We start from the raw sequence: 26,356 nt of genomic DNA, 5'->3' as shown, positions 1-26,356 counted from the left end.
CCGCCAGCGTTCAATCTGAGCCAGGATCAAACTCTTCAGTTTAATCTCTGTTTTGACACTTGCGTGTCATGTCGCTCACTCAAAATACTGACCGTTACTCATTRCTGAGCAACGTTATACTTTTTGTGAACATTTGATAATTTAAGCATTCAGCACCCCRAAGGRTRCTGGCACTTCATCAAACGCCCACACTTATCGACTGTTGATTGTTAAAGATCGTATTCGGTACTGCCTTGCTGCGTTCTGCGAATCGTTTTGTTCGTCAGCAGCAGAGAAGCGAGATTATGCAGTGTTTCGCAGTGTTCGTCAACTTCTTTTTGCTTCGTGCCTTTCGGACACACCTCGCTGAAACTGCCGGAAAAACCTGAATCGGCGGTCGTGTTCAACGAGGGACCGAATGATAGCAAAGCCCCGGCGGCCCCGCAAGGCCCGCACATGCAGCGCCACACTGCAGACGCGCGCCGGACCGGTACAATGCACGCTTTGCCGTCCCGATTTCCGATCCGCACCGCCATGACCATCCTGCTCTCCACCCTCAACGCCCGCTATGCCCACGCTTCGCTGGGCCTGCGCTACCTGCTGGCCAATATGGGAGAGCTGCAGGAGCAGACTGCGCTGATGGAATTCGTCATCGGCGCCAAGACCACCGAAGTGGTCGAACGCCTGCTGGCCAGGAAGCCGCGCATCGTCGGCTTCGGCGTCTATATATGGAACGTCGAGGAGACGACCAGGGTCGTCGCCATGCTCAAGCGCGTCGCCCCCGACGTGACGGTCGTGCTGGGCGGCCCCGAAGTCTCCTACGAGACCGACAAGCAGGAGATCGTCCGCCTGGCCGACTACACCGTCACCGGCTGGGGCGACCTCACCTTCCCCAGGCTGTGCGGCGAGATCCTGCACGGCCCGAAGCCGATCATGAAAGTCCACGCCGGCGTCCAGCCGCCGATGGCCGACATCGCCCTGCCCTACTCTCTATATAGCGACGAGGACATCGCCCACCGCACCATCTACGTGGAAGCCTCGCGCGGCTGTCCTTTCAAGTGCGAGTTTTGCCTCTCGTCGCTGGACAAGACCGCCTGGCCCTTCGGCATCGACGGCTTCCTGGCCGAGATGGAAGGCCTGTACCGGCGCGGCGCCCGCCTGTTCAAGTTCGTCGACCGTACCTTCAACCTGAACGTCAAGACCAGCCAGCGCATCATGCAGTTCTTCCTAGACAAGATCGCTGCCGCGCCAAACGATCCGGTCTATGCCCACTTCGAGCTGGTCCCCGACCACCTGCCGGAAGCGCTGAAGACGACCATCGCGCAATTCCCGCCGGGCGCCCTGCAGTTCGAGATCGGCATCCAGAGCTTCAATCCCGAGGTGCAGGCGTTGGTGAGCCGGCGCCAGGACAATGCCAAGGCCGCGGACAACATCCGCTGGCTGCACGAACACTCGCACGCCCACCTGCACGTCGACCTAATCGCCGGCCTGCCGGGCGAGGACGTCGACAGCTTCGCGCGCGGCTTCGACCACCTGGTGTCGCTCGGCCCGCACGAGATCCAGTTCGGCATCCTGAAGCGCCTGCGCGGCACGCCGATCATCCGCCACACCGAGCCTTATGCGATGGTGTTCGATCCCTATCCGCCCTATACCGTGCTGGCCACCGACCGCATCGACTTCGCGACGATGCAGCGCCTGGTGCGCTTTGCCCGCTACTGGGACCTGGTGGCCAACTCCGGCCGCTTCGCGCATACCGTCAAGACGCTGCTGGGCGAGGCGCCGTTCGCCAACTTCATGGCCTTCTCCGACTGGATGTACACCCGGACCGACGCCACCCACCGCATCGCCCTCGACCGCCTGGCGAAGCTGGTGCAGGAATGGCTGCAACTGAAGGGGATGGGCGAAGATGCGGCGAAGACCCTGCTGGCCAGCGATTACGCCGGCAATGTCGACAAGCCGGCCGGCCAGTCCGCGCACAAGCAAAAATCCGCCGCCGCCGCGCCCGAACGCCAGGTCCGCCACCTGGCCGCCTGAGGAAGCCGGCACGGGCACGCTACCGCCGCGCGTGTGGCACCTCCTGCGATTCTCTTTTACACTGCCGTAATGCAGATTGAAAATGCGCCAACATTAACTATAGAACATCCCAGCCCGGAGCAGAGGCCCGCTGGGACGGAACAGTCCGTGGTGGCGCGCGGCGTGTGGCAGGTCCATGCGCTGGCCAGGCGCGGTGCCCTCAAGAGCATCAACAAGACCCTGGCCGGACTGGCCGACAAGCCCTCGCTGGCCTGGGACCTGTCGGAAGTGACGAGCCTCGACCACATCGGCGCCCAGATGTTCTGGAGCGCCTGGGGCAAGAAGCGTCCCAGCCACCTGACCCTGGATCCGAAGCAGGAAGAGCTGTTCGTGCGCCTCGAGCAGGCCAGCGGCATCGAGCTGCCGCGGGTGCGCACCAGCCCCTTCAACTGGGTGATCAGGCTGGGTTCGGGCGTGCTGTCCTTCTTCGAACACATGAAGGCGGTGGTGATCCTGATCGGCCAGGTAGTGCAGGACGTCGGCCGCTTCATCCGCAATCCGCGCTCGGGGCCATGGAAGGAAATCTCGGCCAACATCTACCATTCCGGCTTTCAGGCCCTGGGCATCACGGCCCTGGTGGGCTTCCTGATCGGGATCGTGCTGTCCTACCTGTCGGCGCAGCAGCTGCGCATGTTCGGCGGCGACATCTACCTGGTCAACATCCTCGGCATGGCGATCATCCGCGAACTGGGTCCGCTGCTGGCGGCGATCCTGGTGGCCGGCCGCTCCGGTTCCTCGATCACGGCCCAGCTGGGCGTGATGCGGGTGACCGAGGAACTCGACGCCATGCTGGTGATGGGTATCTCGCACGGCTACCGCCTGATCATGCCGAAGGTGATCGCACTGGCGATCGCGATGCCGCTGCTGGTGGTCTGGACCGACTCCATGGCCCTGCTGGGCGGCATGCTGGCGGCCAAGGTCGAACTGAGCCTGTCGCTGCGCTACTTCATCCAGAAGCTGCCGTCGGCGGTGCCGATCGTGAACTACATGATCGGCCTCGGCAAGGGTATCGTATTCGGCATGCTGATCGCCATGACCGCCTGCCACTTCGGCCTGCGCATCAAGCCGAACACCGAGAGCCTGGGCCGCCTCACGACAACCTCGGTGGTCACCGCGATCACCGTGGTCATCATGGCCAACGCCGTGTTCGCGATCGTCTTTTCCGGCGTGGGGTTCAGCTGATGGACAAGACGAACAAGCAGACCCAGACCCTCAACCTCAAGCCCGACGAAAAAGTCGGACCGCCGGTGGTCCAGATCCGCAATCTCTGGACCCGCTTCGGCCGCACCGTGGTGCACCAGGACCTGAACCTCGATATTTACGCGGGCGAGATCCTGTCCATCGTCGGCGGCTCGGGCACCGGCAAGACCGTGCTGCTGCGCCAGATGCTGGGCCTGGAACACCCGTCGAGCGGCACGGTGACGGTGTTCGGCGAGGACGTCAGCAGCGCCAGCCCGGAACAGCTGCAGCGCATGCGCAACCACTGGGGCATGCTGTTCCAGCAGGGCGCCCTGTATTCGGCGCTGACGGTGTTCGACAACATCGCCCTGCCGCTGCGCGAGCTGCGCGCCCTGCCCGAGGACGTGATCCGCGATGCCGTGCTGCTGAAGATGAACATGGTGGGCCTGGGCCCGGGCGACGCCAACAAGATGCCGTCCGACCTGTCGGGCGGGATGATCAAGCGCGCCGCGCTGGCGCGCGCCCTGGCGCTCGAACCCCAGCTGCTGTTCCTGGACGAGCCCACCGCCGGACTGGATCCCGACCTCTCGGACACCTTTGTCGAGCTGATCCAGACCCTGCACAACGAGCTGCACCTGACCGTGGTGATGGTTACCCACGACCTCGATACCCTGTTCGCGCTGTCCTCGCGCATCGCGGTGCTGGCCGAGAAGCACGTGCTGGCGGTCGGCCCCGCATGCGATGTGCTGCGCGTGAAGCATCCCTTCATCAAACAATTTTTCCTCGGCCCGCGCGGCCAGCGGGCGCTGGAAGTGCTGGAAGAGCGCTACGCCGGAAAGGAATCGGAAGACTGACATGGAAAACAGATCGTATGCCCTGATGACGGGCTTCTTCACGGTCGCGCTGCTGGTGGCGGCCATTCTGGTCGGCCTGTGGCTGAACCGCGACCGCACCGAGATGCGCCCCTACGAGATCGTCACCACCCAGACCATTCCGGGCCTGAACCCGCAGGCCGCGGTGCGCTACCGCGGCCTCGAGGTCGGCCGCGTCGACGACATCGTGTTCGACCCGCGCGTGACCGGCCAGATCCTGATCAGGCTGTCGATCGCCGACGGCGCGCCGGTCACCACCACCACCTTCGCCTCGCTCGGCTACCAGGGCGTGACCGGGATCGCCTTCATCCAGCTCGACGACGACCGCACCGGCTCGCCCCTGCTGCAGAGCGACAAGGGCCATGTGGCGCGCATCCCGCTGCGTCCCGGCCTGCTGGACCAGCTGGAAAAGCGCGGCCTGTCCATCCTCGAGAAGACCGAGCAGATCACGAATAGCCTGAACAGCATCCTGAGCCAGGAGAACGCCGACAAGATCACCGGCGCCGTCGACAACATCAGCAAGGCGGCGCAGGCCTACGGCGAGATCCCGAAACAGCTGCAGCCGACGCTGGCGCGCATGCCGGAACTGACCGCCAAGCTCGATCGCACCATGACGTCGGTGAACGAGCTGTCCGACAGCGCCAACAGCGCGGTGCGCAACTACGACCGCCTGGCCACCAATCTGCAGGCGCCGGGCGGCCCGATCGACCGCGCCGCCGGCGCCATCGCCTCGCTCGAAGGCGTGACCTCCGACCTCGAGATGCGCACCCTGCCGCACCTGGTCGAGATGACCGACGAGGCGCGCATCTCGCTGCGCGCCGTCCGCCGCACGGTGACGAATATCGGCGACCGTCCGCAGAGCATCCTGTTCGGCGCGCCCAAGGCCCAGCCAGGCCCCGGCGAACCCGGCTTCGTCCCACCGACCAAATGACCCATGAGGAAACCGTGACCCTGCCCAGCGCCACCCTACTCAAGCACCGTCTCATCGCCCTGGCCGCCGCCGCGCTGCTGCTCGCCGGCTGCGCCTCGCAGAAGGGCGAGCCGACCACCCAGTTCGACTTCGGTCCGGCCATGCCGGCCGCCTCCCAGGCGCAGGCCGCGGCGCCGGTCGGCGCGATCGTCGTCACCGACATCACCGGCTCGAGCGCCCTCGAGAACGAGCGCATGTTCTATCGCCTCAGCTACGCCGACGCCCTGCAGGCGCGCAGCTATGCCAACAGCCGCTGGACCGCGAACCCGCTGCAGATGATGACCCAGCGGATGAAGACCCGGATCGCGCAGTCGGGCGCCAAGGTGCTGTCCGAAACCGACGCCTCGAACGGGGTGCCGATCCTGCGCATCGACGTCGACGAATTCATCCACAACTTCAGCGGCGCGGCGCAGAGCGAGGGCCAGGTCGCGCTGCGCGCCTCGGTATTCCAGGGTCACGTGCTGGTCGACCAGCGCAGCTTCGCCCGCACCACCCCCGCCGGCAGTGCGGATGCGGCCGGCGGCGCGCGCGCACTGGCGGCCAGCACGGACGCCATCGCGGCCGACATCGTGGCCTGGCTGGGTACGCTGAACCTGAACCAGAATCGCCGATGACCGGGACGCCAGACCAGGCCAGGACGCGCGCATCGCCGGTTGCACGCGCCGCGCTGCTGGCCTACCTGCTGCTGATCGTCTACGCGAGCTGGTTTCCGTTTTCCGGCTGGCGCAGCAGCGGCCTGTCGCCGTTCACCTTCCTGAACCTGCAGCCGCAGCGCTACTGGACCGGCTTCGACGTCATGGTCAACATCATCGGCTACATGCCGCTCGGCGTGCTGCTGGTCCTGTCCCTGCATCCGCTGGTACGCGGCGTGTGGGCGGTGGTGGTGGCGGGCCTGGCCGGCATCCTGGTGTCCGGCACCATGGAGACGGTGCAGAACTACCTGCCCAGCCGGGTGCCGTCGAACCTCGACCTGCTGACGAATTCGGCCGGCTGCCTGGCCGGCGCGGTGCTCGGGCTGTTCTTCGCCCCGCTGCTGCTCGACCATGGCCGCCTGCAGCGCCTGCGCCAGCGCTGGTTTGCCGCGTATGCCAGCCAGGGCCTGGTGCTGGTCGCGCTGTGGCCGCTGGCCCAGGTCTATCCCCAGGGTTACCTGTTCGGCAATGGCCAGATCCTGCCGCTGCTGTCGGAATGGCTGTCCGACTGGCTCGATGCCGACATCGACCTGGTGACCATGATCCGCGGCGGCGCCGGCATGACGGTCGAGCAGTACTGGCTGTCGGAGATCGTGATCACGGCCTGCGGCATGAGCGGCGCCGCCCTCACCCTGCTGTGCCTGGCCCGGCGCGGCGCGCCCAGGCTGTGGCTGATGCTGGCCCTGGTCTTCACCGGCATCGTGGTCAAGACCCTGGCCAGCTCGCTGTTCTTCTCGCCGGATAACGCCCTCACCTGGATCACGCCCGGCGCCCAGGGCGGCTTCCTGATCGGCCTGATCATGCTGGCCGGCCTGGCCTTCGCGCCGCCGGTGGCGCAGCGCCGCCTGGCCGTGGTGACCCTGGTGCTGTCGCTGATCGTGGTGAACACGATCCCGGCGAATCCCTATTTCGTCGCCACCCTGCAGGCCTGGCAGCAGGGTAAATTCCTGAACTTTAACGGCGCCGCCCAGTTCCTGGGCATGGCCTGGCCCTTCATCGCCCTGTGGTTCCTGCTGCTGCCTTCGCACCGCCTGAACCGCTCCTGACGGGAGAAGGGCGTATCATAGCGGACAGCTATAGCCCCATCCGGACCCATTCGAGAACGACATGAGCGACGAAAAACCCTTTTACGAACACCACGTCTTCTTCTGCATGAACGTGCGCGAAGGCGAAGGCTGCCGCCCCAGCTGCGGCAAGCACGGCGCCGAAACCGCCCAGAAGCATGCCAAGAAGCGCATCAAGGAACTCGGCCTGAACGGCCAGGGCAAGGTGCGCATCAACCAGTCCGGCTGCCTGGACCGCTGCGAGGAGGGCCCCGTCGTGGTGGTCTACCCGCAGGGCACCTGGTACACCTATGTCGATACCTCGGACATCGACGAGATCATCGACCGCCACCTGATCAAGGGTGAAGTGGTCGAGCGCCTGAAAATCTGATCTGCCCTGGCTAGTAATGAACAAGCATTCGCAAAAATTTTACCTGACCGGCCACGCCGGCAAGATGGAGTGCCTGCTGGACGAGCCGGAAGGCGCGCCGGGCAGCGCACCCCGCGGCATCGCCCTGGTGGCCCACCCGCATCCACTGTACGGCGGCACGATGGAGAACAAGGTCGCGCAGACGCTGGCGCGCGCCTTCGTCGGCCTGGGCTACGTGACGGCCCGCTTCAACTTCCGCGGCGTCGGCGAATCCGAAGGCACGTATGACGACGGCCGCGGCGAAGTCGACGACATGCAGGTCATGTACGAGCACATGACGGAACAGTACCCCGGCCTGCCGGTGGCGCTGACCGGCTTCTCCTTCGGCACCTTCGTCCAGGCCCAGCTGCAGCAGCGCCTGGAAGCGCAAGGCCGCCCGGCCGAGCGCCTGGTGCTGGTCGGGACCGCGGCCGGCAAATGGCCGATGCCGCCGGTGCCGGCGGACACCATCCTGATCCACGGCGAACTTGACGATACGATCACATTGCAGCAGGTGTTCGACTGGGCGCGCCCGCTCGACATCCCCGTTACCGTGATTCCGGGCGCCGACCATTTCTTCCACCGCAAGCTCGTTCACATTAAAAATCTTGTCGCGCAATTGTGGCGACGTGACATTTGAAGCGATCACTGGCCTATAATGGTCCGTCTTTGTTTTAGGCAATGCTCCTGAGCATTGCCTATGCGTCACCATCCACTGATCACCTCGTTTGCTCCCCATGAAAAAGTTAATCGCGGCCCTCGCCGCCAGTGCCCTCCTGATGTCGGCCGCCAATGCGCAGCAAGTGCCGGCCCCGCAAATCGCCGCCCGTTCGTGGACCCTGCTGGATGTCACCAGCGGCCAGATCATCGCTTCGCAAGATGCCGACATGCGCATCGAACCGGCTTCGCTCACCAAGGTCATGACCGCCTACGTGGTCTTCGGCGCCCTGCGCGACAAGAAGATCACGCTGGACCAGAAGGTCAATGTGTCGGTACGTGCCTGGAAGGTCGACGGCAGCAGCTCGAAGATGTTCATCGATCCGGCCACCCCGGTCTCGATCAACGACCTGCTGTACGGCCTGATGGTCCAGTCGGGTAACGACGCGGCGGTGGCGCTGGCCGAAGCCGTGGCCGGCGACGAAGGCACCTTCGCCCACCTGATGAACGAACAGGCCCAGCGCATGGGCATGAAGAACACCAAGTTCGCCAATCCGCACGGCCTGCCCAGCCCGGACAACTACTCGACCGCGCGCGACCTGTCGATCCTGGCCTCGCACGTGATCAAGGACTTCCCCGAGTTCTACAAGATCGACTCGGTCAAGGAATTCACTTATAACAAGATCAAGCAGCAGAACCGCAACCGCCTGCTGTGGCTCGACCCGACCGTCGACGGCATGAAGACCGGCCACACCGAAGCCTCGGGCTTCTCGATGATCGCCTCGGCCCACCGCCCGAACGGTACGGCCGGCGAGCGTCGCCTGATCTCGGTGCTGTCCGGCGCCACTTCGGACGGCAACCGCACCGCCGAAAGCCAGAAGCTGCTGAACTGGGGCTTCCAGAACTTCGACACCGTCAAGCTGTACAGCAAGGGCCAGGCGATCGCCACCCCGGAAGTATGGAAGGGCTCGAAGTCGACCGTGAAGATCGGCTTCCCCAACGACGTGCTGGTGACCGTGCCGAAGGGCGTGGCCCAGAAGATGAAGCCGGTCCTGGAACGCAAGGACCCGCTGGTCGCTCCGCTGGCCCTGAACGGTCGCGTCGGCACCCTCAAGATGATGGTCGACGGGAAGCCGCTGCTGGCGCTGCCGGTGGTGTCGCTGGAAGAGGTGTCGGAAGCCTCGATCTTCGGACGTGCCTGGGACTCGATGCGTCTCTGGATGAAGTAACCCAGGCATGACGTAGGGTGGGCACTCCGTGCCCACGCGTGACGTTAGCGACATGCTGGCTTCCGCGTGGGCACAGGGTGCCCACCCTACGTTTACGCTACCGCTATAATCGTTCGAACCGATCAAAGGAATACCCACGATGACCCACGCCCTCCCCCGCGACCTGCACTGCCCCCGCATCGCCACCCGCGCGAACGGACTCGAACTGTCCCGCATCGTCGCCGGCATGTGGCGCATGGTCGAGTGGAACATGACGGTCGAGCAGCGCATCGCGCTGATCGAACAGTGCATCGCGATGGGCGTGACCTCCTTCGACCACGCCGACATCTACGGCAACTACGGCGTCGAAGGCCTGTTCGGCGAAGCCCTGCGCGCCCAGCCCTCGCTGCGCGACCGGATCCAGCTGGTGAGCAAATGCGGCATCAAGCTGCTGTCCAACAAACGCCCCGAACACAGGATCCAGCATTACGACACCAGCGCCGCCCACATCGTGGCCTCGGCCGAGGAATCGCTGCGCCAGCTGCATACCGACCGCCTCGACCTGCTGCTGATCCACCGTCCGGATCCGCTGATGGACTTCGACGAGATCGCCGACGCCTTCACCCGCCTGAAGCAGGCCGGCAAGGTGCTGCACGTGGGCGTGTCGAACTTCAGCCGCCACCAGTTCGAGGTGCTGAACCGCCGCGTCGAACTGGCCACCAACCAGGTCGAGTTCTCGCCGCTGCACGTGGCGCCGATGTTCGACGAGACCTTCGACGGCCTCCAGGACCTGGGTGTCAACCCGATGATCTGGTCGCCGCTGGCCGGCGGACGCCTGTTCACCTCGAACGAGGCGAATGCCGAGAACCTGCGTTTGGTGGTCAAGGAAATCGCCGACCGCCTGCACCAGCCCTTCGCCAGCGTGATCTTCGCCTGGATCATGCAGCTGCCATCGAATCCGGTTCCGCTGACCGGCAGCGGCCGCATCGAGGCTATCGCGGTGGCGGTGGCCGGTACCGGCTTCAAGCTGTCGCGCACCGACTGGTTCGCGATCCTGCGCGCGGCGCGCGGCCACGAAGTCGCGTGAAGCACGTCGCCATGGCCGAGCCGCTGAAGATCGTCGAGGGCCGCGCCCTCAGCGCGCAGCAGAAGAAGGATTTATTGAACCGCCTGGCGCGGGTCGAGGGCCAGCTGCGCGGCATCCAGAAGCTGGTGGCGCTGGCCGATGCGCCGTCCGACTGCGATGCCGTGGCCCAGCAGATGGCGGCGGCGCGCAAGGCGCTCGACCGCTCCTTCGTGCAGCTGCTCACGGCCAGCATCGTCAACCAGACCGGCAATGCGGCGGATCTGGAGGATGCAAAACAAAGCGCCGCTCATTTGGCGGCGCTGTTCGATAAATTTGCCTGAACGTCGCGCGTGGGCACGGGGTGCCCACGCACCTCAATCTTCATACACCTTCGGCGGCGAAATGCCGCGCCATCCCCCCTGCCACGCGATGTTCAGCAGCAGCGTCGCACTGATATACAGTACGAAGAACAGCGCGAAAAAGCGCGTCTGCAGCAGCGCCAGCAACAGCACGCACACGCCCAGCGCGACGAACATCGCCTTCGATTTCGGCTGCTTGGAACTGGGGAAGCGGATCGTCGACACCATCAGCGCGCCCACCGCCACCATCAGCAGCATCACCAGGAAGGCCTGCACCATGCCGGCCGCCGGCTCCGGCCAGGCTACCACCACCGAGGCCACGCATGCCGCGCCGGCGGTGATCGGCATGCCGACGAAGTAACGCGGGTCGGTCCTGCCCACCATGACATTGAAGCGCGCCAGGCGCAGCGCGCCGCAGGCGACGAACACGAAGCAGGCCAGGCCGCCCATGCGCACCAGGGTCGGGTGGTCGGCGCTCATCTGCGCGAAACCGTAGCAGTACAGCAGCAGGCCGGGAGCACAGCCGAAGTTCATCACGTCGGCGATCGAGTCGAGCTGCACGCCGAAGTCCGACTGGGTATTGGTGGCGCGCGCCACGAAGCCGTCGAGGGCATCGAAGACGCCGGCCAGCACCAGCAGGATGGCCGCCAGGCGGTAGTCGGACGGGTTGCCCACCGGGGCATTGTCGACCGAGATGACGATGCTGCCGAAGCCGCAGGCGATCGACAGCAGGGTCACGAAACTGGGCAGGGCAAACTTGGCGCGTGCGAGGCGTTGCTGGCGGCTAGGCTTCAAATTATCAGCTCGACAAATGGAAAGAATGGCTTATTTTACATGGACTTACGTGCGAACCGGATTTATCGCGCCGCATCGTCATGAATCCGCGAATTAGCCTAGAATGGCAGTTCTTTTTTGCCGGTATCGCCGGAAGTTGGGGGTCTTACATGATGAACAAACCGCATTCGGCGAAGAGCATCGTCGCCGCTTTCATGACCGCCCTGGCGCTGGCCGCCTGCGGCGGCGGCGGCTCGGGCAACGGCGGCGCAAACGGTTCGTCCGGCTCGTCCGGCGGCATGTCGACCGGGTTTTCGGGACAGGACGCCTCGGCGCCGATCCTGACGAACAACGTGGCGACCGATGGCTTCAACTGGATCAACTACCGGCGCACGCAGGCCGGCGTCGGTGCACTGGCGCGTAACAACATGCTGGACCGGGCGGCCCAGGCCCACTCGGACTACCAGCGCATCAACAATGCGGTGACCCACACCGAGGAATCCAACAAGGCCGGCTTCACCGGCGCCACGGTGGAAGACCGCGTGCAGGCCGCCGGCTACAAGCTGGTACGCAGCTACGCCACCGGCGAAATCATCGCCGCCACCACCAACAACACCGGCTTCTACATGGCCGAGGAGCTGGTCACGGCCATCTACCACCGCTTCGTGATGTTCGAACCCCTGTTCAAGGACATGGGCAGCGGCTCGGCCACGGCCTCGAACAACTATATCTATTTCACCACCAACCTCGGGGCCACCGGCGGCTACGGCCCGGGCCTGCCCAGCCATACCATCGTCACCTGGCCGTTCGACGGCCAGACCGGGGTGCAGCCCAACTTCCTGAACCACTACGAGGAGCCGGACCCGGTCCCCGACCTCAACGGGGTCGGCTACCCGATCAGCGTGCATGCGAACCTGACCGAGACCATCGCCGTGCAGAGCTTCACGGTGCGTCCGCGCGGCGGCGCCAACCTGAGCACCCGCCTGCTGGTGAAGGGCCAGGACCCGAACACCACCATGTCCTCGGTGGCGGCCATCATTCCGGTGTCGCCGCTGGCTGCCGGCACCACCTATGACGTCAGCTTCAGCGGCACCCTGGGCGGCACGGCGGTCAGCAAGACCTGGTCGTTCACGACCAAGTAAGCGGCGCACATGACGCTGCCGGATCCCGATCCCTCCTCTCCCGCCATCGACCACGCGAACGGCGTCGCCCGCCTGATGGGCGACGCCGCCCTGTTCGCGCGCGTGCTGGCGCGCTTCCGCAAGGAATACCGGAATACGGCGGCCGTCATCGCCGACGCCATCGAAGCCGGCAAGCTCCAGCTGGCGCAACGCCTGGCCCATACCATCAAGGGTGCGGCCGGGATGATCGAAGCGCTGCCCCTGCAGGCGCAAGCGCAGGCACTGGAGCAGGCGCTGCGCCAGGGCGGCGATCCCGCCCAGCCCCTGGCGCGGCTGGAACACGCACTCGATGAGGTGATGCGCGAACTGGATGCGCTGGAAGACGCCGCGCCCGGGCCGGCCGCAGGGCAGGATACGCCGCCGGGAGGGAACGGCGGCGGCGCGGCGGCGAGGCTGCGCGCCCTGCTCGAAGACGGCAACGGCGACGCGGTCGACCTGGTGCAGCAGGCCGCGGCAAGCTTGACGAGGGAATTAGGAGAGGATCGCTACCGCCGGGTCGCGGCAGCGATCGAGGTGTTCGACTTCGAAGGCGCGCTGGCCAGGCTCAGCGCGTGAATTCGGCTTCTTCGTCGAAGGAGTCGGAACAGGATTTGCCGCAGAAGCGGCGCACGCTGTCCAAGGGTTTCTCGCAGTACCAGCACGAGCCTTTCGGCGGCAGGCTGAGACGCGCCGGCACCGGCGCAGCGCCGGTGTCGATCGATGCGGCGACGAGCGGCTCGACGGCCAGGCTCTTCTCCGGAAAACCTTCCTGTATCGTTCCCAAGGTCACCCCCTTACCGGCAGCAATTCAGTATCGCAAAGATTACTTTAGTGGAACACCGTGTGCATGAGAAAGCGCAAGCGCGGCTTGTCCATTGCATGCTGATGCGCACCCGAAGCCGTTCCAGTGTGCGCCGAATGCGCTACCTCCGCAATGGCGTGCTGGCGACAGTCTTGATGACGCAACAGTTACGGCACTCCCCGATTCATCGAAGCGAACGATGCCGGACTTCTAGCTGCGAGAAATAATAGCAGTATTGGCAACAGCCGCACGGCGCCTTTCAATCGTGCGCGCCCGGCGTCTCGGATTTGCGACGAGGTAAGAGCGTGGGGCGCTCCAGGTCACCGCGCCGGTTCGACGGTCACGACCAGCGCGCCGGGAATGGTATCGAGGCGGGTCGGCACGAACTGGACGCCGGCATAGCGCAGGTCTTCCGTGCGGAAGCTGTAGATGGCGACGTCGCGCACCAGCTGGTTCATGAGCACATCGGCGGCGCGTCCGAGATCGTTGGCGCGGGCGCTGTCCATGTCCTGGATGTCGAAGCGGTCGACGTGGGCGTCGGCCATGTACACGCCGCTGCGCGCGGCATCCACGTAGAGGTGGCCGGACAGGGTCATGGTGCCGGCCCAGGACTGGCGCAGGAAAGGCGGCGATATCGCCAGGTCCAGGGTCAGCGCCACGCGGTCGCTGTCGGGCAGGATGTCCAGCCGCGGATGGGTGAGCTGGACGTCGAACAGCTGGAGCAGGCGGTTACGCAGCGGGAAGCGCCGCTCCAGGCCGGCCTGCAGCTTCGCCTGCGGGATCTCGACGCGGCGCGGTCCGGTGAAGCCGGCGCAGGAAGCCAGCATCCCGCCTGCCGCCAGTGCCGCCACCGTCAAACCGAAACGCCGCCGCGTGATCCCCTTTTCCATGCCCGCCCCGCCCGTGAACTGTTCAGATGGGCGAAGCGTAGCACATCCGGCTTAGAGACCCATTCCGCCCGAGGCTTCGATGCGCTGGCCGGTGATCCAGGCGCTGCCCTCGGCCAGCAGGCTGGCGGCGGCGCCGCCGATATCGTCGGCCAGGCCGGCGCGGCCCAGCGCCGTCTGCGAAGCCACCCAGGCATTCATGTTCGCATCGTCGCGCACCCGGCCGCCGCCGAAATCGGTGGCGATGGCGCCCGGCGCCAGCGTGTTCACCGAGATGCCGCGTCCGGCCAGCTCGCGCGCCAGGTAGCGGGTCAGCACCTCGACGCCACCCTTGGCCGCGGCATACGCGCCGGCGCCGGCCAGGGTGAAGCGGGTCAAGCCGCTGGAGATGTTCAGGATGCGGCCACCGTCGTTCAGGCGCGGCGCCAGGGCCTGGGTCAGGAACACGGCCGACTTCAGGTGGACCGCGATCATGTTGTCGAACTGCGCCTCCGTCAGCTCCATCAGCGGCACGTGCAGGCCGCTGCCGGCATTGTTGACGAGGATGTCGAAGCGCTCGCGGCCCCAGCCCGCCAGCACCGCGTCGACCTGGCCGGCGAAAGCCGGGAAGGCGCCGCTGTCGGCCACGTCCAGCTTCAAGGCGGCCGCCTTGCGGCCCAGCGCCTCGATCGCCGCCACGGCATCCTGCGCGGCCGCTTCGTTCTGCTGGTAGGTCAGGATGATGTCGGCGCCGTCGCGCGCCAGGTGCAGGGCCATGCTGCGGCCGAGGCCACGGCTGCCGCCGGTGATGATGGCGATACGGGAGGTGTTCTGGGTAGTCATGTCGGGCTCCTTCGCTTCGTTGCGTTGATATGAGCCCAGTTTATTCTTCGTCCCTGCTGTAATAAACGCATGAAATCCGAATTGACTTTACAGGATTTACGAAGAATCATGGATTCATGAACGAACTCGATACGATCCAGGTCTTCCTGAAGGTGGCGGAACTCGATAGCTTCAGCGGCGCCGCCCGCCAGCTCGGCCTGCCGAATGCGACGGTGTCCGCCGCCGTGCGCCAGCTCGAGCAGCAGCTGGGCACGCGCCTGCTGCAGCGGACCACGCGCCGGGTCCAGATGACGCAGGAGGGCGAAGCCTTCCATGCGCGCAGCCGCGAAGTGCTGGATGAAGTCGAGGCGCTGCGCGGCATGTTCCGCGGCGGCGCCGATGTGCTCACCGGCCGCCTGCGGGTCGACATGTCGGTGATGATGGCCACCAAGCTGGTGCTGCCGCGCATGAAAGAATTCATGGCCCGGCATCCGCAATTGACGATCGACCTCGGCACCGCCGACCGCCGCGTCGACCTGATCCGCGAAGGCTACGACTGCGTGCTGCGCGCCGGCACCCTGCTCGATTCCAGCCTGGTGGCGCGCCCGCTGGGCAGCTACCGGCAGGTCAACTGCGCCAGCCCGGCCTACCTGGAACAGTACGGCACGCCGCGGCGGCTCGACGACCTCGCCCGGCACCGCCTGATCCACTACGACGCCCAGCTGGGCGGCAGCGCCCCGGCCTGGGAATGGTTCGACGGCGAGCGCACGCATTACGCGCCGATGGGCAGCGTGCTGACGGTGAACGGCACCGCCTCCTACGAAGCGGCTTGCGTGGCCGGGCTGGGGATCATCCAGGTGCCGCAGGCCGGCCTGCGCGAGCAATTCAGCGCCGGCCGGCTGGTCGAGGTGCTGCCGGACTACCGGCCGGCGCCGATGCCGCTGGCGTTCGTGTATCCGACCCGGCGCCATGTGCCGGCGCGGGCGGTGGCGTTCATGGACTGGGTGGCGGAGCTGATGAAGCCTTACCTGGTCGATCCGGCAAGTCAGGGGTGAGCTTTCGATGCGCAGTCCTGGCCCACTACCGGCAGGATGAAGCGCAAGCGCGTTCCCTGTCCCCGGCCGGCACTGTGGGCGGACACCATGCCGCCATGCGCCCGGCACACGCTGCGCGCGATCGCGAGGCCAAGCCCGGCTCCAGTCGGCACGCGCGAAGGATGCGCGGCGCATTTGCGGAACGGTTCGAACATCGCGTTCAGCTCGCCCGGCTCGACGCCGATGCCGCGGTCCACCACCTGTACCTCCAGAAGCGCGCCATCGATCGCGACCGCCAGCGAGATCTCGGCGCCGTCGTCGGAGAATTCGCTGGCGTTCAGCACGGCGTTGCCCAGTGCCTGCGCCAGGCGCTCGGGGTCGCACCACAGGGCGGCATCCTTCGCGTCCGCATCCACGCGCAGCGTCTGGCGACGGCCGCGCAGGACGCCTTCGGCCGCGTCGCGCACCAGTTCCAGCACGCCACCGACGCTGCTGCCCCGCATCGCGACGGCAATGTCGCACGCGTGCTCGATGCGCGAACCGTCGAGCAGGTCGCCGATGAAGCGCGCGAGCTGCCGCGTCTGGCGCTCGATCATGCGCGCCAGGCGGACGATGTCCTGCCCCTCCGGCCGGCGCCGCAGCAGCGCCGCGGCGCCCATGACCGACGACAGGGGGTTGCGCAACTCATGCGCCAGCACGCGCAGGAACGCTTCGCGGTTGTCGCGCGCGAACTGGACTTCGAGATCGAGGCGATGCCGCTCGCTGATGTCGGTGAACGAACACAGCACCCCCGCGATCGCGCCATCGTCTTCCAGGATGGGGCACGCATGGATCACGAGGCAGCGCCGCTGGCCATCGTTCGACTCGGCGACGAACTCGGTCGCCGGCGGCGCGACGCCGCTGCCGGCAGCGAGCGCGGCCGGCGACGCCGCTTTCTCGACGGCGGAACCGTCGAGCCGGTACAGGGCGGCGAAGCCATCCCATTTCCCGTCCTCGTCCGGAGCGGGCCTGCCGCCCCACAAGCGCCGCGCGGAACGGTTGCAATGAATGACCGCGCCGGCAGGCGTGCAGCAGTAGGCCGGGCAGCCGATCTGGGCGATCACCCGGCCATAGGACGACGGCCACTCCGCGCTGCCTGCGTCCGACGCTTGCCTTGCACGAATCGATGTCACGATGACTCCCAGGTTGTCGGATCGGTCCATTATCGCTGTGCGACCGTCGGTCCGGCGTAGGACAAGCACTGGCCCGGCTGTGGTCCCTGGGCGCGCAGCGCGCGCGCCGCAGGCGCCCGCGGTCGACTACACTGACCGATTGACTTCGCGCCTCTCAAGGAAAAGCATGCTTACTCGAAGCCGCGACAAGGTGCGGATTTCCGGCAGCGGCGGATCCGACCTCGCATGGACGGCCACGATCCTGGCGCCGGATACAAGTCCTGGGCCGAGACGCTAGCCGTAGGCACGAAGGCGCGCCGCGAAACCCTGCAGCGCCGGCACGCCCGCATTTTCCGCGCGTTCGCACCAGGCGGCCAGCCGCTCCAGCGCTTCCCGCGCATCGACCTGCCGCCCCTGCCAGAGTTCACGCAGTTCGGCGCGCATGGCCAGCATCGGCTTCAGCGCACGATGGCGGGCGGCCAGCGCGGCCAGCGCGCCGAGCTGCGCCGGCGTCATGTAATCGGGATCGCGCCGCAGCAGCCGTTCCGCGCGGCGGCGCTCGCGCATGCCGGTGCGGATCCGCGCCTGCCGCAGTTCGTCGCGGAACACCCGCACGGCCATCTGGCCATAGGCGCGCATGATGTGCTGGCGGCAGGCGATGATGCCGTCCACGGTGGCGGCGCTCAGCGTCGCGGCGGGCGATCGCCTCGACGGCGTTCGCGGCGCCAGGTTCCTGATGCGCGCGAGTCCGGCCCATTCGAGAACGCGGATGTAGGCCCAGCCGATGTCGAACTCGAACCAGCGCACCGACAGCTTGGCGGAGGTCGGGAAGGCGTGGTGATTGTTGTGCAGTTCCTCGCCCCCGATCGCGATGCCCCAGGGGAGGATGTTGGCGGCGGCTGTCGGGCCGTCGAAGCTGCGGTAACCCAGATAGTGGCCGATCCCGTTCACGATGCCCGCGGCGGTGACCGGAATCCACAGCATCTGGACTCCCCACACGCTCAGGCCGGCGATGCCGAACATGGCGAGATCCGCGACCAGCAGCAGGCCGACGCCCTGCCATGGCAGCACGCCGTACACGTGGCGTTCGAGCCAGTCGTCGGGCGTGCCGTGGCCGTAGCGCCGCACGAGCGCGGCATCGCGCGCCTGCGCCCGGTAAAGCTCGGTACCCTGCAACAGCACCTTGCGGATGCCGAACAGTTGCGGACTGTGCGGATCGCCCTCCCGCTCGCAACAGGCGTGGTGCTTGCGATGCACCGCTACCCACTCGCGCGTGACCATGCCGGTGGCGATCCACAACCAGAAGCGGAACGCATGGCTGGCGGCCGGATGCAGGTCGAGCGCGAGGTGCGCCTGGCAGCGGTGCAGGTAAACGGTTACGGCGACGATGGTCAGGTGCGTCGTGACCACGGTATACGCCGCGATCTGCCAGGGGCTCCACCCCAGCAGGCCGCTGGCCAGCCACCGCAGGACTGGCTGCCACATGGATTCCATTCGCTGTCTCCCCCCGGGTCATCCGGTACACGACAAGGCTGCGCCGGATCGCCCTTCCCGTCCAATGCGTGCCGTGCGGCATGCGCGAACGCGGGGCGAAAATCGCTGGCGACCTGCTGGTACGGCGCGTATGATGGACCGCACCGGCGTATGACGCGGCTGCTGAACGTCATCCCCGACGTGCGGCGCCCGCGTCCGCCGTCCTGTCACGGAGAACCGATGCACATCAACGAGCGCCAGCGGCGTACCGACGAATCGACGGCCAATGCCGTGGCGCGCGGACTGAACATCCTGGCGATACGCGATGCCGAACTCGCCAGGCGCTACATGCAGCACAAGCACGTGCCGGACGGCGTCATCGCGCGCGTCCTCGACCACCCGGATTTGCGTCGCCGTGAGAGCGCCGGCCAATCGGTATCGGAAGCGATCACGCCGTCCGCGCCGGACGACCAGTGATGCCGCGCCCAGGCCAGCCCCACCGTTAACGGAGAATGCTCGATGATGCTGAACGCCGGTCCGGACGCCGAAGTCCATCAATTGCAGGCCCTGCTCACCATGTCGCGCGAGCTGATGCAGGTGGACGAACCCCTGGCCGCACTGGCGTTGGCCGGCCGCGCGATGGCCGACCTGGCCAAGGTCGACAAGGCCTTGCTGCTGGTTCGCGGCGAGGTCAACGAATCCATCGGCTTCGACTGCGGCGGCAGGCCAAGCAGGGTTGGCCGCAACCACGATTGGCATCGCGCGGCGGTGGCGCGGCTGGAGAGCGAAGCCGTCCCCATGCCGGAACCGCGCACGATGCTGGTCGGGGTGCCCACCCGGCGCGCGATGGCCGTGCTGGCCGCCGGCTGGGCGCATGAGGCTGCGCCGGAGGAGTGGAGCCGCCGCAGCCGCCTGCTCGAAACGATCCTCGAGCTGTCCGTTGCGACGCTGGGCAGGATCTCGTCCCGGAGCATGCTGGAGGACCTGGTCTCGACCCAGTACGAACAGATGGCGGGCACGGCCCAGGCGCATGCCGACGAACTGGCGCGGCGCGACGAAGCCGAAGGCGAGATGCGCGCCCTCGCCCTGACCGACGTGCTGACGGGCCTGAACAACCGGCGCGGCTTTTTCGTCCAGGCGGAGCACATGTTCAGGCTGGCACGGCGCAAGCACGTCGGCTGTGCGGTCATCTATGCCGACATCGATGGCCTGAAGCTGGTGAACGACCAGCTCGGCCACGAGACCGGCGACCGGCTGATCCGCGACGCCGCCGCCGTGCTGCGCGAGTCCTTGCGCGATACCGACGTGCTGGCCCGCCTGGGAGGCGACGAGTTCGTCGCGTTCGCGCTCGACGAAGCGCATCCCCGCGCAATCCTGTCCAGGCTGGGGGAAAACCTGCATGCGTTCAACCTGATGCAGGAGCGGCCCTACCGCCTGTCGATCAGTGCCGGCGCCGTGCGCTGCGACCCGTACGGCAACGCGCCGCTGCTCGACTATGTCCAGCAGGCCGACCAGGAAATGTACGCCCACAAGCGGCGCTGCCTGCACTAGGCGAGGCGCCGCCGATGCCGGCTCAGGACTCGGGACGCAAGCGGTCTTCGCCGCGATCGGTCTCGTCATCGAGCACCGCGGCCGAGCGCTCCTTGTCCATGCTGCCGGCAATCGAACGCCGGTCTTCCTCGTAGGTTTCGGGAGGATTGAGCATGTCCGCGAGCATTGCCTGCAATTCCGGCGTGTCCCATGGCAAGCCGCTACGCTGCCTGCCGTGGATGTAATGCTTGATCTCGCTGTCCTGCTCGGAGGTCAGCGGCAAGCCGCGAAAGGTGTTCGCGGGTTCGGGTTCCATCATGACGTCTCCTCGTCGATGCCGGCCAGCCCTTCGACACTACGCGTATTCACCGTTTTTGGGCGCACGCCAGCGACGCTACTTGCCGATGCAGAAGCGGCTGAAAATCACCCCCAGCAAATCATCCGGCGTGAACTGCCCGGTAATGCTGGACAGCTGATCCTGCGCCAGCCTCAACTCCTCGGCAAACAGGTCGAGCGACTGGTCGTCCAGCGCCGCGTGGGCCGCCGCCACGTCCAGGTGTTCGCGGGCCGCGCGCAGGGCGATCAGGTGACGTTCGCGCGCAAGGTACAGCGACTCGCCGGTCTGCTGCCAGCCGGCGATGCGCAGCAGTTCCGCGCGCAGCAGCTCGATGCCGATCTTCTCGTGGGCCGACAGGTAGATGTGGGTCGCGTCCGCGCTCACATCCACCGATGGCTTGTGGCCCGACAGGTCGATCTTGTTCCAGATGCGCACGACCGGGACGCCTGCCGGGAAAGCGGCGACGATCTCCTCGTCGGCCTTGGCCGGGCCCAGGTTCGCGTCCAGCAGGTGCAGGATCACGTCGGCCTTGCCGACTTCTCCCCAGGTGCGCTCGATGCCGATGCGCTCGACCACGTCGATACCCTCGTCCAGCGCGCGGATGCCGGCCGTGTCGATGATGTTCAGCGGGATGCCCTCGACCTGGATGGTCTCGCTGACCTTGTCGCGCGTGGTGCCGGCGATCGGGGTGACGATGGCGACGTCGGCGCCGGCCAACGCGTTCAGCAGCGAGGACTTGCCCACGTTCGGCTGGCCGACCAGCACCACGTTCAGGCCCTCGCGCAGCAGGGCGCCCTGCGCGGCCTGGCGGAACACGTGTTCCAGCGCGTCGATGATGCCGGCCAGCTGGCCGCGCGCATTGGATTTCTCGAGGAAGTCGATCTCCTCCTCCGGGAAGTCGAGCGTGGCCTCGACCAGCATGCGCAGGTTGATGGTCTTGTCGACCAGTTCGTGCACGACTTTCGAGAAGGCGCCGGACAGCGATTGCGAGGCCGACTTGGCGGCGGCTTCCGTGGAGGCGTCGATCAGGTCGGCCACGGCCTCGGCCTGGGCCAGGTCGAGCTTGTCGTTCAGGAAGGCGCGGCGCGTGAATTCGCCCGGCTCGGCCAGGCGCAGGCCGAAGTCCGCGCCGGCTTCCAGCACCCGCGCCAGCAGCATGCGCAGCACCACCGGGCCGCCGTGGCCCTGCAGTTCCAGCACGTCCTCGCCGGTATAGGAATGAGGACCCTTGAAGTACAGGGCCAGGCCTTCGTCGATGACGGTGCCGGCGGCGTCCTTGAACGGGATGTAGGTGGCGTGGCGCGGGGCCAGCTTCAGGCCGGGGAACAGGGCGTCGATCAGCGGCGCCAGCGACTTGCCGGAAGCGCGCACGACGCCGATGCCGCCGCGGCCGGGGGCGGTGGCGATGGCGGCTATGGGGGAGGTGTCGAGTTTCATGATGGGAGATTGTACCAACGTCCCCAACGTCATTCCCGCGTTCGCGGGAATGACGATTTTGGGGCCAACTAAATAAAAAGCCCGTGCAAGCACGGGCTCCTTGTCATCGCAGCGAAAAGAACTTACTTCGCCGGCGCATACTTCTTGGTGATCACATACTGCTGCGCCATCGAGATCAGGTTGTTCACCACCCAGTACAGCACCAGGCCCGACGGGAAGAAGATGAAGATGACCGAGAATGCCAGCGGCATGAACATCATCATCTTGGCCTGCATCGGATCGGCCGGCTGCGGGTTCAGGCGGGTCGTCACGAACATCGAGATCGCGTACAGGATCGGCAGCACGTAGAACGGGTCCGGGGCGGTCAGGTCGTGAATCCACAGGATCCACGGCGCGCCGCGCATCTCGACCGCGGCCTGCAGGGTCCAGTACAGGGCCAGGAACACCGGCATCTGGATCAGGATCGGCAGGCAGCCGCCCAGCGGGTTGATCTTCTCGGTCTTGTACAGCTCCATGGTGGCCTGCTGCATCTTGACCGGATCGCTCTTGTAACGCTCGCGGATCGCCTGCATCTTCGGCGTCACGGTCTTCATCTTGGCCATGCTGCGGTAGCCGGCTGCGGACAGCGGGAAGAACAGCAGCTTGATCAGGATGGTGAAGGCGACGATGGTCCAGCCCCAGTTACCGATCATCTGGTGCAGCTGGTCCATGGTCCAGAAAATCGGCTTGGCGATGATGGTCGCCCAGCCGTAGTCGCGCACCAGTTCCAGGCCCGGGGTGACCTTCTCCAGCACTTTCTCTTCCTGCGGACCCGAGTACAGGCGGGCCTCGTCGGACACGGTCGCGCCCGGCGCCACGGTGCCCAGCGGGATCACGGTGCCGATGGCGAACAGGTTGTTACCCAGGCTCTTCGTGTAGATGTCGCGCTGGACCTTCTCCGGCGGGATGAAGGCCGAGACGAAGAAGTGCTGCGAGATCGCGATCCAGCCGTCGGTGGCCTTGGTCGCGTGCTCGGCGTTGCCCTTGGCGATCTTCTCGAAGGTCAGCTTCTGGTACTTGTCCTGCGAGGTGTACAGGGTCGGACCGGTGTAGCTGCTGTTGAAGTAGGTGTCGCCTTCCGGCTTGCTGCCGTCGTGCTGCAGCTGCAGGTAGAGCGACGGCGAGACCGGCACGGTGCCGATATTGGTCACGTCATGGCGCACGCCGATCACGTAGTCGCCGCGGTGGAAGGTGAAGGTCTTGGTCAGACGCACGCCACCCTGCTCCGCTTCCAGCACCAGCTGGATCTGGTTGCCGTTGTCCACCAATGGCTTGGCCACGAACGGGGTGTTGTGGTTCGGCAGGACGCCGGTCGCGGCCGGGGTCAGGCCGGTCTGCGCCAGGTAGAGGCGGCCCTTGGCCTGGTCGACGTGGAACAGCAGCTGGTTCTTGGTGTTGTCGACCTTGTCGCGGAACTTCAGCAGCTCCAGACGGCGGATCACGCCACCGGCGGTGTCGATGTCGGCCTTGTAGACGTCGGTCGTGATCGTGATGATCTTGGTCTGGATCGGTGCCGGTGCGGCGGCGCCTTCGGCTGGAACCGGCGTCGCTCCGGACTCGGGCACGGATGCGGGCGTAGCGGTCTGGGCCGGCAGATCGTTTACTTTCGGCTGGGCCGCGGGCGCGGTCGCGACCTTGGCAGGCGGCGCCGGCGAGAACATCGACTGCTTGCCGTTGGCCACCATCCAGTCGTTCCAGAGGACGACCAGCGAGACGGCGAACACGATCCACAGGATGGTACGTTTATTGATTTCCATGGGGTCTTATTCAGGAATGGTTGCAACCGCAAGCGGTTGGTGGGGGTGGCACCGGGTCGACACCGCCCGCGTTCCAGGGATGGCAGCGGCAGACGCGGCGCAAGGCCAGCCAGCCGCCGCGGGCGGCGCCATGCGTGCGCACCGCTTCGATCGCGTAATTGGAACAGGTCGGATAGAAACGGCAGCTCGGCCCGAACATCGGAGACACCAGTAACTGGTAACCGCGCAACAGCCGGACGAGCAGCCAGTTCATGATGGCTGCTGTCCCGAGCTGCCCGGCGCAGGCGCCGGCTTGCGCGGCCGTGGGGCCTGCGAGGCGAACAGGCGCGCCAGCTCGGCGCGCAACTGCGTCTTCAGGGCCGCGGTCGTGGCCGGGCCGTCCTTGGCATTGACCGGCCGCGCGAGACGCACGATGCAGTCGATGCCGGGGAGCGGCGTGGTGCGGAACAGTTCGCGCGTGATGCGCTTGATGGTGTTGCGCGTGACCGCGCGCGGAGCGAAACGCTTGGCCGCGACGACGCCCAGCCGCGCGTGCGGCAGGTCGTTCGGTCGGGTATAGAGCACGAAATGCGCGGTTTTTTGTGCAGGGCGCAAACGAAAAACGGATGAAAACTCATCCGTTTTTACGATACGCCGAACGCGCGCGAAGTCGTGCGAACCTTCGCCTGTCATTATTACTGATGCGCGGTCGACAGGGGCGTCAGTTGGCTTAGACAGCCAGACGCTTGCGGCCCTTGGCGCGGCGTGCGTTCAGGACCAGACGGCCACCACGGGTAGCCATACGTGCGCGGAAGCCGTGCGTACGCTTGCGACGAACGACGGAAGGTTGGTAAGTACGTTTCATGGTGGTCTCGCTTAAAGCAAAAAGAATGCAAAAAATCGGAGCCGGCGTCTCTTGAGCCGGCAATACGCCGATGACATTTCGCAGTTGTTAAGCCAGCGTCACGCCTCAGCAAAGCTTGTTCGCCCATGTGCTGAGTGCCTGAGTCGGCAATGCGTGTGGGCGGGGAACCCTGAATTAGACAGCATTTTCAGTCGAGCTGTCAAGGAAGCTGTTGCATTGCAGCGCCGCCGCGGGTGCAGGAAAAACGGTTGCGCTTGTGCATCACGCTGTTGAGATTCGGTGGAAAAAACCTGCCGCGCCTGTGGATAACTTCCGAGAAGACAGTTAAAATAGAGTGTTACGCTTAACTAAGTCGATGTATGGAAAACTTTTGGCAAGCCTGTTCTACGCAGTTGGAACTCGAGCTGACGCCGCAGCAATATACCGCGTGGATCAAACCACTCGTCGCCCTCGACTATGAGGACGGCAAGCTGCGCATTGCGGCGCCCAACCGCTTCAAGCTCGACTGGGTAAAATCGCAGTTCGCCAATCGCATCACCGCCCTCGCCTCCGAGTTCTGGGAGCGGCCGGTCGACGTGCAGTTCGTGCTCGACCCGCGGAACCTGCCGAAGAAACCAGACGCGGTGAGCAATCGCCAGCCGACCAGCTCGACCGCAGAGATGGCTGCGGGCGCGATCGGCATCAATGCCGCCGCCGACAACACCGTGCCGGCCACCCCGGTGATTACGCCGGACAACGTCATCGCCAACAACCCGCGCCGCGAGCAGAGCCGCGTCAATCCGGAACTCACCTTCGAGAACTTCGTGACCGGTAAGGCCAACCAGCTGGCGCGCGCCGCCGCGATCCAGGTCGCGAACAATCCGGGCGTCTCCTACAACCCGCTGTTCTTCTACGGCGGCGTCGGCCTCGGTAAGACCCACCTGATCCACGCGATCGGCAACCAGGTCATGGCGGACCAGCCGGGTGCGCGCATCCGCTACATCCACGCCGAGCAGTACGTGCGCGACGTCGTCACCGCCTACCAGCGCAAGGGCTTCGACGACTTCAAGCATTACTACCACTCGCTGGACATGCTGCTGATCGACGATATCCAGTTCTTCGGCGGCAAGAGCCGCACGCAGGAAGAGTTTTTCTATGCCTTCGAAGCGCTGATCGCCGCCAAGAAGCAGATCATCATCACCTCGGATACCTATCCGAAAGAGATCACCGGCATGGACGACCGCCTGATCTCGCGCTTCGACTCCGGCCTGACGGTCGCGATCGAACCGCCGGAACTCGAGATGCGGGTGGCGATCCTGATGAAGAAGGCGGAATCGGAAGGCGTGGTACTGAACGACGACGTCGCCTTCTTCGTGGCCAAGCACCTGCGCTCCAACGTGCGCGAGCTGGAAGGCGCGCTGCGCAAGATCCTGGCCTACTCGCGTTTCCACGGCAAGGAAATCACCATCGACGTGGTGAAGGAAGCCCTGAAGGATCTGCTGTCGGTGCAGAACCGCCAGATTTCGGTGGAGAACATCCAGAAGACCGTGGCCGACTTCTTCAACATTAAGGTCGCGGACATGTATTCGAAGCGCCGTCCGGCCAACATCGCCCGTCCGCGCCAGATCGCGATGTACCTGGCGAAAGAGCTGACTCAGAAGAGCTTGCCGGAGATCGGCGAGCTGTTCGGCGGCCGCGACCATACGACGGTGCTGCACGCGGTGCGCAAGATCGCCCAGGACCGCCAGAAGAACGCCGAATGCAACCACGAACTGCACGTTTTGGAGCAGACGCTGAAAGGCTGAGGTTCGCTTAGTGATTTCTGGCAAAATATTGCACAGACA

The 26,356-nt window shown here is 65.8% G+C and carries 30 protein-coding genes; 17 read left to right on the top strand and 13 right to left on the bottom strand.

Annotated elements, in window-relative coordinates; translation table 11 throughout:
• Nucleotides 1-209: 209 nt before the first annotated feature.
• Nucleotides 210-386 carry a hypothetical protein gene (locus AC1DOQ_RS12475; RefSeq protein WP_477364070.1) on the bottom strand — a complete coding sequence of 59 codons (177 nt, stop codon included), beginning with the start codon at nt 384-386 and terminating at the stop codon, nt 210-212.
• Between the two features lie 127 nt (nt 387-513).
• On the opposite strand from AC1DOQ_RS12475, the gene AC1DOQ_RS12470 reads away from it, so the two are divergent.
• The 11 genes from AC1DOQ_RS12470 to AC1DOQ_RS12420 all read left to right on the top strand — a co-directional run bounded on the left by AC1DOQ_RS12470 (nt 514) and on the right by AC1DOQ_RS12420 (nt 10,489).
• Complete coding sequence (locus tag AC1DOQ_RS12470) at nt 514-2,013, top strand: B12-binding domain-containing radical SAM protein (protein ID WP_477364067.1); 1,500 nt, start codon at nt 514-516, stop codon at nt 2,011-2,013.
• Between the two features lie 69 nt (nt 2,014-2,082).
• Nucleotides 2,083-3,234: an MlaE family ABC transporter permease gene (locus AC1DOQ_RS12465; RefSeq protein ID WP_477364064.1), complete on the top strand. Its 1,152-nt coding sequence runs from the start codon at nt 2,083-2,085 to the stop codon at nt 3,232-3,234.
• A complete protein-coding gene (locus tag AC1DOQ_RS12460; RefSeq protein ID WP_477364061.1) occupies nt 3,234-4,085 on the top strand; it encodes an ABC transporter ATP-binding protein in 852 nt (283 codons plus the stop codon). Before AC1DOQ_RS12465 ends, AC1DOQ_RS12460 begins: the two co-directional genes overlap by 1 nt.
• Nucleotide 4,086: 1 nt before the next feature.
• Nucleotides 4,087-5,034 carry an MlaD family protein gene (locus AC1DOQ_RS12455; protein WP_477364058.1) on the top strand — a complete coding sequence of 316 codons (948 nt, stop codon included), beginning with the start codon at nt 4,087-4,089 and terminating at the stop codon, nt 5,032-5,034.
• A 14-nt stretch (nt 5,035-5,048) separates the two neighbouring features.
• Entirely contained in the window at nt 5,049-5,687 is a 639-nt protein-coding gene (locus AC1DOQ_RS12450) for an ABC-type transport auxiliary lipoprotein family protein (protein ID WP_477364055.1), read from the top strand.
• On the top strand, nt 5,684-6,811 hold the full coding sequence (locus AC1DOQ_RS12445) for a VanZ family protein (protein WP_477364052.1): 1,128 nt from the start codon (nt 5,684-5,686) through the stop codon (nt 6,809-6,811). Before AC1DOQ_RS12450 ends, AC1DOQ_RS12445 begins: the two co-directional genes overlap by 4 nt.
• Before the next feature lie 61 nt (nt 6,812-6,872).
• The gene (locus AC1DOQ_RS12440) at nt 6,873-7,199 is read left to right on the top strand and encodes a (2Fe-2S) ferredoxin domain-containing protein (protein WP_477364049.1); all 327 of its coding nucleotides are present in this window, start codon (nt 6,873-6,875) and stop codon (nt 7,197-7,199) included.
• Nucleotides 7,200-7,215: 16 nt separating this feature from the next.
• On the top strand, nt 7,216-7,857 hold the full coding sequence (locus AC1DOQ_RS12435) for an alpha/beta hydrolase (RefSeq protein WP_442121278.1): 642 nt from the start codon (nt 7,216-7,218) through the stop codon (nt 7,855-7,857).
• A gap of 97 nt (nt 7,858-7,954) precedes the next feature.
• On the top strand, nt 7,955-9,103 hold the full coding sequence (locus tag AC1DOQ_RS12430) for a D-alanyl-D-alanine carboxypeptidase family protein (protein WP_477364046.1): 1,149 nt from the start codon (nt 7,955-7,957) through the stop codon (nt 9,101-9,103).
• 139 nt (nt 9,104-9,242) lie between these two features.
• Nucleotides 9,243-10,169 carry an aldo/keto reductase gene (locus AC1DOQ_RS12425; RefSeq protein WP_477364044.1) on the top strand — a complete coding sequence of 309 codons (927 nt, stop codon included), beginning with the start codon at nt 9,243-9,245 and terminating at the stop codon, nt 10,167-10,169.
• A complete protein-coding gene (locus AC1DOQ_RS12420) occupies nt 10,166-10,489 on the top strand; it encodes a metal-sensitive transcriptional regulator (RefSeq protein WP_477364041.1) in 324 nt (107 codons plus the stop codon). The genes AC1DOQ_RS12425 and AC1DOQ_RS12420 overlap by 4 nt, the downstream gene beginning before the upstream one ends.
• A gap of 33 nt (nt 10,490-10,522) precedes the next feature.
• Here the strand turns inward: AC1DOQ_RS12420 and pssA are convergent, their stop codons facing one another.
• A complete protein-coding gene (pssA, locus tag AC1DOQ_RS12415; RefSeq protein ID WP_477364038.1) occupies nt 10,523-11,302 on the bottom strand; it encodes a CDP-diacylglycerol--serine O-phosphatidyltransferase in 780 nt (259 codons plus the stop codon).
• Between the two features lie 149 nt (nt 11,303-11,451).
• Here pssA and AC1DOQ_RS12410 point away from each other — a divergent pair, with 149 nt between their 5' ends.
• Both AC1DOQ_RS12410 and AC1DOQ_RS12405 read left to right on the top strand, forming a co-directional pair.
• A complete protein-coding gene (locus AC1DOQ_RS12410; protein WP_477364035.1) occupies nt 11,452-12,423 on the top strand; it encodes a CAP domain-containing protein in 972 nt (323 codons plus the stop codon).
• A gap of 9 nt (nt 12,424-12,432) precedes the next feature.
• On the top strand, nt 12,433-13,017 hold the full coding sequence (locus AC1DOQ_RS12405) for an Hpt domain-containing protein (RefSeq protein ID WP_477364032.1): 585 nt from the start codon (nt 12,433-12,435) through the stop codon (nt 13,015-13,017).
• Here the strand turns inward: AC1DOQ_RS12405 and AC1DOQ_RS12400 are convergent.
• The 3 genes from AC1DOQ_RS12400 to AC1DOQ_RS12390 form a co-directional block, all read right to left on the bottom strand.
• On the bottom strand, nt 13,007-13,225 hold the full coding sequence (locus AC1DOQ_RS12400) for a hypothetical protein (protein ID WP_442121271.1): 219 nt from the start codon (nt 13,223-13,225) through the stop codon (nt 13,007-13,009). The two genes, AC1DOQ_RS12405 and AC1DOQ_RS12400, sit on opposite strands and share 11 nt — an antisense overlap.
• Before the next feature lie 338 nt (nt 13,226-13,563).
• On the bottom strand, nt 13,564-14,133 hold the full coding sequence (locus AC1DOQ_RS12395; RefSeq protein ID WP_477364029.1) for a DUF1439 domain-containing protein: 570 nt from the start codon (nt 14,131-14,133) through the stop codon (nt 13,564-13,566).
• A 51-nt stretch (nt 14,134-14,184) separates the two neighbouring features.
• A complete protein-coding gene (locus AC1DOQ_RS12390; protein WP_477364026.1) occupies nt 14,185-14,952 on the bottom strand; it encodes an SDR family NAD(P)-dependent oxidoreductase in 768 nt (255 codons plus the stop codon).
• Between the two features lie 116 nt (nt 14,953-15,068).
• On the opposite strand from AC1DOQ_RS12390, the gene AC1DOQ_RS12385 reads away from it, so the two are divergent.
• The gene (locus AC1DOQ_RS12385; RefSeq protein WP_477364023.1) at nt 15,069-15,986 is read left to right on the top strand and encodes a LysR family transcriptional regulator; all 918 of its coding nucleotides are present in this window, start codon (nt 15,069-15,071) and stop codon (nt 15,984-15,986) included.
• On the opposite strand, the gene AC1DOQ_RS12380 is transcribed toward AC1DOQ_RS12385, so the two are convergent.
• Nucleotides 15,977-17,167: a PAS domain-containing sensor histidine kinase gene (locus AC1DOQ_RS12380; RefSeq protein ID WP_477364020.1), complete on the bottom strand. Its 1,191-nt coding sequence runs from the start codon at nt 17,165-17,167 to the stop codon at nt 15,977-15,979. The two genes, AC1DOQ_RS12385 and AC1DOQ_RS12380, sit on opposite strands and share 10 nt — an antisense overlap.
• A 243-nt stretch (nt 17,168-17,410) precedes the next feature.
• A complete protein-coding gene (locus AC1DOQ_RS12375; RefSeq protein ID WP_477364079.1) occupies nt 17,411-18,601 on the bottom strand; it encodes a DesA family fatty acid desaturase in 1,191 nt (396 codons plus the stop codon).
• A 228-nt stretch (nt 18,602-18,829) separates the two neighbouring features.
• Here AC1DOQ_RS12375 and AC1DOQ_RS12370 point away from each other — a divergent pair, with 228 nt between their 5' ends.
• Nucleotides 18,830-19,066: a hypothetical protein gene (locus AC1DOQ_RS12370; RefSeq protein WP_477364017.1), complete on the top strand. Its 237-nt coding sequence runs from the start codon at nt 18,830-18,832 to the stop codon at nt 19,064-19,066.
• Between the two features lie 42 nt (nt 19,067-19,108).
• Complete coding sequence (locus tag AC1DOQ_RS12365) at nt 19,109-20,140, top strand: GGDEF domain-containing protein (RefSeq protein WP_477364014.1); 1,032 nt, start codon at nt 19,109-19,111, stop codon at nt 20,138-20,140.
• A 22-nt stretch (nt 20,141-20,162) separates the two neighbouring features.
• On the opposite strand, the gene AC1DOQ_RS12360 is transcribed toward AC1DOQ_RS12365, so the two are convergent.
• The 6 genes from AC1DOQ_RS12360 to rpmH form a co-directional block, all read right to left on the bottom strand.
• Nucleotides 20,163-20,438 carry a hypothetical protein gene (locus AC1DOQ_RS12360; protein WP_477364011.1) on the bottom strand — a complete coding sequence of 92 codons (276 nt, stop codon included), beginning with the start codon at nt 20,436-20,438 and terminating at the stop codon, nt 20,163-20,165.
• A 75-nt stretch (nt 20,439-20,513) separates the two neighbouring features.
• A complete protein-coding gene (gene mnmE / locus AC1DOQ_RS12355; protein ID WP_477364008.1) occupies nt 20,514-21,893 on the bottom strand; it encodes a tRNA uridine-5-carboxymethylaminomethyl(34) synthesis GTPase MnmE in 1,380 nt (459 codons plus the stop codon).
• A 122-nt stretch (nt 21,894-22,015) separates the two neighbouring features.
• Nucleotides 22,016-23,689 carry a membrane protein insertase YidC gene (gene yidC / locus AC1DOQ_RS12350; RefSeq protein ID WP_477364005.1) on the bottom strand — a complete coding sequence of 558 codons (1,674 nt, stop codon included), beginning with the start codon at nt 23,687-23,689 and terminating at the stop codon, nt 22,016-22,018.
• A 10-nt stretch (nt 23,690-23,699) separates the two neighbouring features.
• Nucleotides 23,700-23,942 (bottom strand): membrane protein insertion efficiency factor YidD, encoded by a 243-nt coding sequence (gene yidD / locus AC1DOQ_RS12345; RefSeq protein WP_477364002.1) that lies wholly within the window; start codon nt 23,940-23,942, stop codon nt 23,700-23,702.
• Nucleotides 23,939-24,361: a ribonuclease P protein component gene (gene rnpA / locus AC1DOQ_RS12340; RefSeq protein ID WP_477363999.1), complete on the bottom strand. Its 423-nt coding sequence runs from the start codon at nt 24,359-24,361 to the stop codon at nt 23,939-23,941. The genes yidD and rnpA overlap by 4 nt, the downstream gene beginning before the upstream one ends.
• Nucleotides 24,362-24,398: 37 nt before the next feature.
• Nucleotides 24,399-24,533, bottom strand: a complete 135-nt coding sequence (gene rpmH / locus AC1DOQ_RS12335; protein ID WP_075796440.1) for a 50S ribosomal protein L34 — start codon at nt 24,531-24,533, stop codon at nt 24,399-24,401.
• Between the two features lie 359 nt (nt 24,534-24,892).
• On the opposite strand from rpmH, the gene dnaA reads away from it, so the two are divergent.
• Entirely contained in the window at nt 24,893-26,317 is a 1,425-nt protein-coding gene (gene dnaA, locus AC1DOQ_RS12330; protein ID WP_477363996.1) for a chromosomal replication initiator protein DnaA, read from the top strand.
• Nucleotides 26,318-26,356: the final 39 nt, after the last annotated feature.

The sequence above is a fragment of the Massilia sp. 01N417 genome (genome assembly GCF_056399645.1).
This window is presented reverse-complemented; position numbering and strand designations above follow the sequence as displayed.

Bases quoted from the DNA above. Each gene is read 5' to 3' on its own strand.
- AC1DOQ_RS12470 (WP_477364067.1), top strand. From the start codon at position 514: ATGACCATCCTGCTCTCCACCCTCAACGCCCGCTATGCCCACGCTTCG.
- AC1DOQ_RS12465 (WP_477364064.1), top strand. From the start codon at position 2,083: ATGCAGATTGAAAATGCGCCAACATTAACTATAGAACATCCCAGCCCG.
- AC1DOQ_RS12460 (WP_477364061.1), top strand. From the start codon at position 3,234: ATGGACAAGACGAACAAGCAGACCCAGACCCTCAACCTCAAGCCCGAC.
- AC1DOQ_RS12455 (WP_477364058.1), top strand. From the start codon at position 4,087: ATGGAAAACAGATCGTATGCCCTGATGACGGGCTTCTTCACGGTCGCG.
- AC1DOQ_RS12445 (WP_477364052.1), top strand. From the start codon at position 5,684: ATGACCGGGACGCCAGACCAGGCCAGGACGCGCGCATCGCCGGTTGCA.
- AC1DOQ_RS12440 (WP_477364049.1), top strand. From the start codon at position 6,873: ATGAGCGACGAAAAACCCTTTTACGAACACCACGTCTTCTTCTGCATG.
- AC1DOQ_RS12435 (WP_442121278.1), top strand. From the start codon at position 7,216: ATGAACAAGCATTCGCAAAAATTTTACCTGACCGGCCACGCCGGCAAG.
- AC1DOQ_RS12430 (WP_477364046.1), top strand. From the start codon at position 7,955: ATGAAAAAGTTAATCGCGGCCCTCGCCGCCAGTGCCCTCCTGATGTCG.
- AC1DOQ_RS12425 (WP_477364044.1), top strand. From the start codon at position 9,243: ATGACCCACGCCCTCCCCCGCGACCTGCACTGCCCCCGCATCGCCACC.
- AC1DOQ_RS12410 (WP_477364035.1), top strand. From the start codon at position 11,452: ATGATGAACAAACCGCATTCGGCGAAGAGCATCGTCGCCGCTTTCATG.
- AC1DOQ_RS12405 (WP_477364032.1), top strand. From the start codon at position 12,433: ATGACGCTGCCGGATCCCGATCCCTCCTCTCCCGCCATCGACCACGCG.
- AC1DOQ_RS12395 (WP_477364029.1), bottom strand. From the start codon at position 14,133: ATGGAAAAGGGGATCACGCGGCGGCGTTTCGGTTTGACGGTGGCGGCA.
- AC1DOQ_RS12390 (WP_477364026.1), bottom strand. From the start codon at position 14,952: ATGACTACCCAGAACACCTCCCGTATCGCCATCATCACCGGCGGCAGC.
- AC1DOQ_RS12385 (WP_477364023.1), top strand. From the start codon at position 15,069: ATGAACGAACTCGATACGATCCAGGTCTTCCTGAAGGTGGCGGAACTC.
- AC1DOQ_RS12380 (WP_477364020.1), bottom strand. From the start codon at position 17,167: ATGGACCGATCCGACAACCTGGGAGTCATCGTGACATCGATTCGTGCA.
- AC1DOQ_RS12375 (WP_477364079.1), bottom strand. From the start codon at position 18,601: ATGTGGCAGCCAGTCCTGCGGTGGCTGGCCAGCGGCCTGCTGGGGTGG.
- AC1DOQ_RS12370 (WP_477364017.1), top strand. From the start codon at position 18,830: ATGCACATCAACGAGCGCCAGCGGCGTACCGACGAATCGACGGCCAAT.
- AC1DOQ_RS12365 (WP_477364014.1), top strand. From the start codon at position 19,109: ATGATGCTGAACGCCGGTCCGGACGCCGAAGTCCATCAATTGCAGGCC.
- AC1DOQ_RS12360 (WP_477364011.1), bottom strand. From the start codon at position 20,438: ATGATGGAACCCGAACCCGCGAACACCTTTCGCGGCTTGCCGCTGACC.
- mnmE (WP_477364008.1), bottom strand. From the start codon at position 21,893: ATGAAACTCGACACCTCCCCCATAGCCGCCATCGCCACCGCCCCCGGC.
- yidC (WP_477364005.1), bottom strand. From the start codon at position 23,689: ATGGAAATCAATAAACGTACCATCCTGTGGATCGTGTTCGCCGTCTCG.
- yidD (WP_477364002.1), bottom strand. From the start codon at position 23,942: ATGAACTGGCTGCTCGTCCGGCTGTTGCGCGGTTACCAGTTACTGGTG.
- rnpA (WP_477363999.1), bottom strand. From the start codon at position 24,361: ATGACAGGCGAAGGTTCGCACGACTTCGCGCGCGTTCGGCGTATCGTA.
- rpmH (WP_075796440.1), bottom strand. From the start codon at position 24,533: ATGAAACGTACTTACCAACCTTCCGTCGTTCGTCGCAAGCGTACGCAC.
- dnaA (WP_477363996.1), top strand. From the start codon at position 24,893: ATGGAAAACTTTTGGCAAGCCTGTTCTACGCAGTTGGAACTCGAGCTG.